Raw genomic sequence first — 7,678 nt, 5'->3', positions numbered from 1 at the left:
CGCACTCGTTCGACACGCCGCAACTCTGGAAGCGTTGAAGACGGGATTCACACGCTGGCTGATAAACGCCCGCACGGTCCTCAGCACCACATAGGAGGCGGTGCCCCACCACATAGGAGGCGGTGCCCCAGCCACCGGTACATGTACCGCGCCACACCGCTCAGCGGGATGCGGGGGATCTCCCAGTCCCCCGCATCCTGGCCCGGGGGCCGGGGCGCAGCCGGCTCGCCGGGGTCGGCCGGGGGCTGCCGGTCCGGGTCGGATGAGGGGGTGGGTGGCGGCGGGCGGGGAGGTCGGACAGGGACCACCGGGCGGTGGAGAGGCGGTAGCCGGCCTCCAGGCCGCGTACGGTCTTCGGCTCGCTGATGTCCAGGCAGCGGGTGGCGATGGCGGCGGCCACGATCTGGTCGTCCAGGCCGGGGTCGCGGCGGCGGCCGCGCAGGACGAGGGCGAGGTGGCGACAGGCTTCGGCGAGCAGGTGCCGGCGGTGGAAGCGGCCGCCGCCGTTCATCACGAACACCGTCGCGGTGACGTCGACCGCCGCCAGGACGACGTCGGCCACGGCGGCGACCCGGGCCCGGATTGCCGCAGCCGCGGCGCGGGCGTACTCGAGGGGAGGGAGGTGATGATGTCGGCGGCCACCCCGCAGGTGAGGATCGCGCTCGTCTTCCGCCGCTCGCGCAGCTGCGTGAACGGCCGGGCCGTCTGCTTGGACGGGCGGGTCTTGCGGGCGGCGATCCGGTTCAGCTTGGCGCGGGCCCTCCCGGAGACCACGGGCAGGAACCGCGGCTCGCCGTCGTCGTCGACGGCGGTGACGTACTCGTGCTCCAGCTCGGTGAGGCAGGCGGCGATCTGGTCGCTGCGGCGGGTAGTCCAGCGGATCAGCTCGTGCGGCACCCCGGCAATCTCCATCACCGGCCGGCGTCCCGGGGTGACGGTGCACGGCTCGGTCGCCAGCCCGAGCTCCTGGCAGACCTCCGCGGCCACGAGCTCGTTGTAGAGCAAGGAGGCGGCGACGGTGTTCTCGTGGAGGGCCGTGGTGTGGATCGAGACCCACATGCCGTCCAGGCGCTGCCCCTCGACGGACAGCAGCAGATGGTCGTGGAACAAGGGTCGCCCTGAGCGCGCCTCGTAGTGGCGGAAGCGGGCGGCGACCAGACCGCCGGGCGGCCGGACCCGGTAGATGCCGTCCTTGCCGTACCGGATCACCGCCACCTCGTCCTCGATCCACTCCAGCACCCGCTCGATCACCCGCTCGCGCGCGGCCTCGATCACCCGCCGGGTCTCCTCATCCCCCAGCGCCCACAGGAGGTAGATCGTCGGCTGCGACCGGAAGACGAAGTCGACACCGGTCACTATCACCCGGCGTCCGAGGGCGCCGGCCTTGAACGCCTTCTTCGGGGACTCGCCCCTGGCGAGCCGGACGGCCTCGATCCGGACGGCGTACGAGTGGTGGCCCCGCTCACCGAACAGGTTCCGCAGCTGGCTCTCGGTGACCTCCTCACCCGGCGCAAGCCCGAGCACGGCCAGGCCGCGGCCCATCCACCGCCCGGCCGGGACACCGGCCTGCTCCTGGGCCTCGCGCAGCGGCGTGCGCGCCGGGCGGCGGCCGTCGCCGACAACGGCCTCGCGCAGGGTCACGGACCGTGGCCTGCCTGCGGTCAAGAAGTGCCTGCAGGGCGACCGCGTGGTCCTCCAGGGCTTGGGTGGCCGCGTTGCGGACGGCTTCCACTGCTCCTGGGGCAGACGGTCGGCGAGTTGCGTCAGGGCGGTGTCCAGGGCGGGCGGGCCGCCGCGGGCGAAGACTTCGTAGCAGAACGCACGGTCCATACCTGCATAACGGGTCCTGGTCACGTTCGGCCTGTGGGAGGAACGGCGAGCCTCCGCCGAGCGGGCCAAGCTGCAGGCATCGCCCCCGCCCACCCAGCGGCTCGACGGCCTGCTGACCGTCTTCAGCGACACCTCACCGCCCTCTCCAGTACCTCAGTACCGCCGAGGTCGGCTCACCGCCCCCGCCCTCCCCCATCCCCGTCCTCGCCCACTGGACGGGCCGGCCGCTGCGCGGGCTACTGCCAGGAGACGCGGGCCCATGTCGGCGGAATTGGCCCGTAGCCCGCCCCGGCAGGGGATCACCGACCCCAGCGTTGGCGCCAGCGGCGGCGTGGGCAAAGATGTGCGACATGTCACCTGTTTTCAACCGTCGTACTGTCCTCACCGCCGCGCTCGGAGCGGTGGCCGTCAGCAGCACTCCCGTGATGACGGGCATGGGGGCCACCGAGGCCCGTGCCACCTCCAAAGGGGACCTCTTCAACTCCAACACACACCTGTACAAGACGCTCTCCGGTCAGGAGGGCATCCAATACGGGCGCCGGTACAAGCGGCATGAACTGTTCGACAACGAGCGGGGCGAGAGATCCCCGTACCAACGCACGACGATCATGGCCATGCACGGCGGCGGCATAGAAACGGGCACCTCCGAACTGTGCCTGGGCATCGCGGGCTACAAGCCCGACACCCTGGAGGCCCTCTTCCCCGGCGAGCCGATGTACGACTACTGGATGTTCGAAGGGCTGCGGCTGCCCAGCATGAACCTGGGCTCCAACCGCGAACTGCACGTCACCGCGAAGCACTGCGACGACCATGTCGCGATATCCATGGCGGCCTCCAGCCTCAACGTTCTCAGCCTGCACGGCTGCAGTGCCGAACAGGCCGGTGTGCGCAGCGGACAGGACCCCAAGGTGGTCGTCGTCGGCGGTCTGAATGCCGCCTTCAAGAAACTGCTGCACCAGGAGCTGGGCAAGCACTACAAGACGGTGGACGGCGACGACTTCCCGGACCTCGCCGGCGTCAATCCCGAGAATCCCTGCAACCGCACCATGCTCGGCAAGGGCGGCCAGCTGGAACTCAGCACCGAATTGCGCGCGTCCTTCTTCGACAAGGACACGCTGGCCGGGCGCCCCGGCAGCACCAACGACGAGTTCAAGAAGTTCGTCGGCGCGTGCCGTAAGGCGATCGCCCGCCTGGAGGCCGGCTCCGACCAGGTCATTCTCTGAGAGGTCGTTCCGTGACGGCGTGCCGGACCGCGGGACGAGGTGAGTCAGGATGAGGTGAGTCGGCAGTCGGCGCGGGCCGGTGCCTGTTGGGCGATTCGTTCCCCGCAGGCACCGGCGGTCCCATGGGGCCGGCGGAGCCGGGGCCCGGGGCCGTGTGGGGTGAAGCGACGTCGGACCCGCCAGTTCGGCGTACGTACGGCCCGGCCGCGGGCCCGGGTGCGGGTCGTCGAAGTCCGTGCCGTAGACCCGGCCGCGCAGCAACTCCTCATCCCTGTCCCAGTCCATAACGACCAGGCTCCCAGCACCCACCGACAACGCGGGCGGCCTTCCCCCGGGGCAGCGCGAACGACGGCGGCCCGGACCGCCGGTCCAGGGCGGCCGGTCCGGTCAGCGGCTGAACATCTGCGGGTAGCGGGTGCGCCGGCGCGAGGGGCCGTCCTCGGCAAGCTCGTACCACGGCTCGCCGCGCTGTGGTGGCCAGCCCGCAATGGTGATGCCGCCGGTCAGTGCACCGAGACCGCCGAGGTCGGCGCCGCCGCACTCTCAGGGTGGCCGGAGGTCGCCTCGTCATCGCGTTCGCCACTCGGAGAGGGCCACAGTGGCTGGGCCTCCGCCATCGAACGCGCATATGGCGCACCGCGCGACTCGTTCGCGCGGCCCATCGGCACCAGGCGCGTATCTGCATCGCGCCGTGGTGATACTGCGACAGCCAACGGTTGCCGGAGACAACGCGGTAAGCGCCCCGCCATAGCCGCCGGTGTGTACGGCTCATCGCCTTCTTTGTCCACGCGTCCGGCCCGCTCGGCGGGCTGGCGGGGGCGCCACCTTTCCACACTGGGAGTGGCCGGAGCAGTGACTGTGGTTCTGGGCGTGCCACCTGCGGCGGCCGGGGAACCGGTACCTCCTAGTGCCGCGGATTGGCGGGTGGAATACCCGTGCGATCGGTATCTGACGCAGCGGGCGGGGCAGACCGTCAGCTCCGTGTGGAGATACCACATCGACGCGGCCGAGCGGCCTGACCGTGCCACGGCCCTGACCCTGTCGGCGGGCAAATCACCGCGGTCGAAGTGCGAGACCACGGTCGGAGGCTGGGGAGGCGGCGGCTACGACGGCGGTCACCTGATCGCCAGCACCCTCGAGGGCGTCAGCAGGCGCATCAATCTGGTGCCCATGCGCAAGAAGATCAACATCGGGATCTACAAGGTGTTCGAGAACGGCGCGAAAAAAAGCATCGACCCCAAGGACGCCGCGAAGGACCAGACCTTCTACCAGTCCGAGGTGGCCTATCCGGACGCCAAGTCGGTGGTGCCCAGCAGCTTCACCGTCTCGATGATCCCGAAAAAGAAGGGCGGCACCGGATCGGAGATCAAGCTGGTGATCCCCAACGAGGACATCTCCAAGCAAAAGGAGTCCGCCCTGAAAAGAAGCTCAACGACGGGCTGAAGGCGAACGGCTGCGGAACGGTGTCCTGAGCCACCGCCCGCGGGTGGCCCGCCGGACGGCCGGCGGGCCACCCGCAGAAGTCAGGCAGCCTGTGAGACCGCCGCCTGGGAGCGGTGGGGCCGCGCCTGCCGGCGGTTATTCGTCCCAGCCGGTGCAGGCCCACACCATGCCGAGATAGGCGCCGGCCAGGGCACCGATCCTGCCGTCCCTCCACATTCTGACGATCTTCTTGCCGTTGCCCTGATACTTCTTGGCCAGCTTGCGGTAGTCCGCGCAGGCTTTCGCCTTCTTGTCGGGGCGCTCGCCCATCGCCGGCCATGAGACGGCCGTGTCCTGGTGGCCGTTCACGCAGATGCCGATGATGGCCATCAGCCCCTTGCCGAGCGTGTCCGAGTTCCAGGACTTGTCGTCATGGGTGACGAACCACTTGCCATTGCCGTCGAGAAAGCCCAGCTCGAAAGACTTCTGGGTACTGACAAGGCCGGCTTGGAGGGAGTAGTCGTTCTTGTAGTTGGGGACGTTGTCGAACTCGAACGTGAACTCCGATCCGCGCATAGTCCGCTTCTCGGTGTCGGCGTACGTGATCTTGCCGTGGATCCCCACGGTCCCGCCGGTGGTGAGCTGGATGCGGCCACTGGCGCCCTTGTCGATGGTCTTGGGCGGCACACCATAGGGGTACTCCCCGTTGACCCCGTTGCCGGTCGACCAGTCCCCTTCCTTCTTGGGATCGATCCACTTCTCCAGCAGGTACAGCGTGCCGCCAGTGTTGTTGTAGATCACGATGGTCGTGCCGTGATTGAGCTGGATGGCAGGATCGCTGATGCCGGCCGCATCCAGCAACGGCGTCCAACTGTAGGCCTGGCCCCACTCGTCCTCCGGCCCAGCCACGACACCCTCCGGCGTCTGCGGCAACTCTTCCGTCGTCATCCCTGACTCCCTCGGATTGAGTGCGTTGCCCCCCGGGTAGCGGCCATGTCCCCGCTCCGGCGCCACCACCAGCCAGCTCTCACCCGGATGGCCAACCTCTTCACCGCAGAAACGATCACCCGTGCGCCCAACCAGCGGGCGCACGAAATGGCCGTATCCCCCCGTTCTGAGACCGGTGCTGCGGGCCCCACCGGTGCGCGCGGCAGCGGCGCCGCAGAGACCACAGGCTGCCTACTAGGACATCACCAGATCGCCTGCGTCTCGTGGGCACAGGCAGCGTGGAGGGCCTCGCCCAACCGTGGGCGGGCTGCGTCGGGGTGGACAGGCCGACGCCAGCGCCTGGCTGTCCGGCGGCGGCGCCTGCGGCAACTTCTACGTGAACAGAGCAGGCACTACCCCATGGCAGCCGTACCCAAGGAACGCCCACGGCAACTTCCCTACGGCGTCGTCGGTAATGACCAGCTCTCTGCCGTCAGCATCATCGGCGGCTGCGGCTGTTCCCCGAGCCGCGAAGCGGCACGGCCGGCCGTCATGGGCCCATGGCAGCCCCACCCCGGACTCGTACGGCGAGAGCGGCGGCCATACCCCACTGCGGGGTGGTCGACTGACACCGCAGCCAACGGAGCGACAGAAAATCCTCCCGCAGCACGGCGGCGCACAGCAAAGGCGCACGAGCCACCCCCGCCCCCTCAGGGACCGCCAACGATCAGCGAAATGGATCAGGGGGTTCGCGCACAGGCACCATCTGTCCTTGCATCACCCCAGGTCACAGCCTCGCCCACCGACGAGATCAACTGAGACGGGACAGAAGTGACGGTCACTTTCCCGTCTCGCCTAACCTTGCCTCCGTCGCACCGTGAGACAGCTGATGACGGTGCTGTGGTCAGTACAGCAGGGAGGCGGAGGGTGTCACAGCCCGTTGCCGGCCCGGCGTCGTGTAGGCGAAGTTGAGCACCGTACGGCGCAGGCCGGGACGGCGCAGAGGAGCGACGCGGTGGGCCGTGGTGTCACTGCGCAGGAGGTAGCCGTCGCCGGGCCGGTGGTGGGCCCGTCTGGCGGCATTGGTCTGGAGGACGCTCAGGTCGATGGCGTAGGGGGCATATTCCAGTAGCCCGCCGTGGGTGGGGTCGGCCGGTGCTTCGATGAACAGCACCAGGGCCAGGGGGTAGTCGTCGGTGTGAGCTCCGTGGGTGTCGCCTTGCTGATGGAGGCTGTTGATGACGTGGCGTTCGAGGGGGTCGCTCACTGGGACGACCTGAACGTCTGCGAGCCGGCCAAGGAGGTCGAGCAGATGCTCGTCGTGGTACAGCTGTGGGATCAGTTCGGAGTCCTGGGCGATGGCATGACCGCCGAGAGTGGTCATGTGACGGGGTGACCGGTCCGTGCACTCCATGGAGAAGTCCCGACGTACGGCAAGTTTTCCCAGCCGTCTTACCTCGCTGTCGATAACCGGCAGCACTTCAGGTGGCACCAAAGCGGGCAGGGGCAGGTAGCCGTCAGCGGCGAAGCGGTCGCGCAGCACAGGGGTGTACTCGGGTAAGAACAGCGCGGGCACGCTCTCCCCGGCTCCATCCTCAACCATGTCACCCCGTCGCGGGTGACTATGTCGGCGAGTGTCGCTTGTCGGTGAGTACGGATGTCACTTGCTGATCTTGACGGGATGGGATGTCGGTGAGTTTCGATGTCACTCCGGGGCGCGTGTGTGCCGTTGGCGGCATGATCGGCTTGTCGTGATCTTCGTGGTCCTGAGACGCTCGCCGGATGTGGCGTGCACAGATCCTGGATGTGATGGCAGACGCAGAGCTTGCCGAGCCTGCGACCAGCGAGGCCTTGGCCGAGGTCGAGCGTGTGCTGGGCCAGCCGCTTCCCGAGGATCTCTCGTCCCTGCTCCGCGAGTGCAATGGTGTGCGCGGGCATTACGACACCGACGTGGTGTGGAGTGCCGAGCGGATCGCCAAAGAGAACGCCTCCTTCCGCGCCTCAGCTGACTTCGCCGAGCTCTATATGCCCTTCGAGCCGCTAATGTTCTTCGGTGACAACGCCGGCGGAGATCAGTTCGCCTTTGTCAGGGTCCCGCTGAGTGACGATGTGTTCATCTGGGATCACGAGACGGACGGGCGCATCTGGGCGGCGAACGGACTGGACGACTACCTGCGTCGAGCCCTGGCGGACTCCGGGGACTGGTGGCGGGACTGAGTACTCAGCTTTCGGGGCTTTCGTCCCTGCGGGCCTGGGTGTGCGCGAGTCGGTAGGGC

General features: G+C 68.4%; 7 protein-coding genes. 3 read left to right on the top strand and 4 right to left on the bottom strand.

Annotated features, from left to right (window positions below):
• Positions 1-160: 160 nt before the first annotated feature.
• Positions 161-562 carry a hypothetical protein gene (locus ACH4FX_RS42195; protein WP_398487130.1) on the bottom strand — a complete coding sequence of 134 codons (402 nt, stop codon included), beginning with the start codon at positions 560-562 and terminating at the stop codon, positions 161-163.
• Positions 511-1,641 (bottom strand): MobF family relaxase, encoded by a 1,131-nt coding sequence (mobF, locus tag ACH4FX_RS42190; RefSeq protein ID WP_398487129.1) that lies wholly within the window; start codon positions 1,639-1,641, stop codon positions 511-513. The genes ACH4FX_RS42195 and mobF overlap by 52 nt, the downstream gene beginning before the upstream one ends.
• 539 nt (positions 1,642-2,180) lie before the next feature.
• Here mobF and ACH4FX_RS42185 point away from each other — a divergent pair.
• Both ACH4FX_RS42185 and ACH4FX_RS42180 read left to right on the top strand, forming a co-directional pair.
• The gene (locus ACH4FX_RS42185) at positions 2,181-3,053 is read left to right on the top strand and encodes a poly-gamma-glutamate hydrolase family protein (protein ID WP_398487128.1); all 873 of its coding nucleotides are present in this window, start codon (positions 2,181-2,183) and stop codon (positions 3,051-3,053) included.
• Between the two features lie 852 nt (positions 3,054-3,905).
• A complete protein-coding gene (locus ACH4FX_RS42180) occupies positions 3,906-4,496 on the top strand; it encodes a DNA/RNA non-specific endonuclease (RefSeq protein ID WP_398487127.1) in 591 nt (196 codons plus the stop codon).
• Positions 4,497-4,631: 135 nt separating this feature from the next.
• On the opposite strand, the gene ACH4FX_RS42175 is transcribed toward ACH4FX_RS42180, so the two are convergent.
• Together ACH4FX_RS42175 and ACH4FX_RS42170 are read right to left on the bottom strand one after the other, a co-directional pair.
• Positions 4,632-5,423 (bottom strand): hypothetical protein, encoded by a 792-nt coding sequence (locus ACH4FX_RS42175; RefSeq protein ID WP_398487126.1) that lies wholly within the window; start codon positions 5,421-5,423, stop codon positions 4,632-4,634.
• Between the two features lie 883 nt (positions 5,424-6,306).
• A complete protein-coding gene (locus tag ACH4FX_RS42170) occupies positions 6,307-7,005 on the bottom strand; it encodes a hypothetical protein (RefSeq protein ID WP_398487125.1) in 699 nt (232 codons plus the stop codon).
• Between the two features lie 206 nt (positions 7,006-7,211).
• On the opposite strand from ACH4FX_RS42170, the gene ACH4FX_RS42165 reads away from it, so the two are divergent.
• Positions 7,212-7,619, top strand: coding sequence for an SMI1/KNR4 family protein (locus tag ACH4FX_RS42165; protein WP_398487124.1), 408 nt, complete (start codon positions 7,212-7,214; stop codon positions 7,617-7,619).
• Positions 7,620-7,678: the final 59 nt, after the last annotated feature.

It is taken from the genome of Streptomyces sp. NPDC018019 (assembly GCF_044327805.1).
Classification (GTDB): Bacteria; Actinomycetota; Actinomycetes; order Streptomycetales; family Streptomycetaceae; genus Streptomyces.
This window is presented reverse-complemented; position numbering and strand designations above follow the sequence as displayed.

Excerpts from the sequence above, each read along its gene's own strand:
- ACH4FX_RS42170 (WP_398487125.1), bottom strand. The coding sequence starts at position 7,005 with ATGGTTGAGGATGGAGCCGGGGAGAGCGTGCCCGCGCTGTTCTTACCC.
- ACH4FX_RS42185 (WP_398487128.1), top strand. The coding sequence starts at position 2,181 with ATGTCACCTGTTTTCAACCGTCGTACTGTCCTCACCGCCGCGCTCGGA.
- ACH4FX_RS42175 (WP_398487126.1), bottom strand. The coding sequence starts at position 5,423 with ATGACGACGGAAGAGTTGCCGCAGACGCCGGAGGGTGTCGTGGCTGGG.
- ACH4FX_RS42165 (WP_398487124.1), top strand. The coding sequence starts at position 7,212 with ATGGCAGACGCAGAGCTTGCCGAGCCTGCGACCAGCGAGGCCTTGGCC.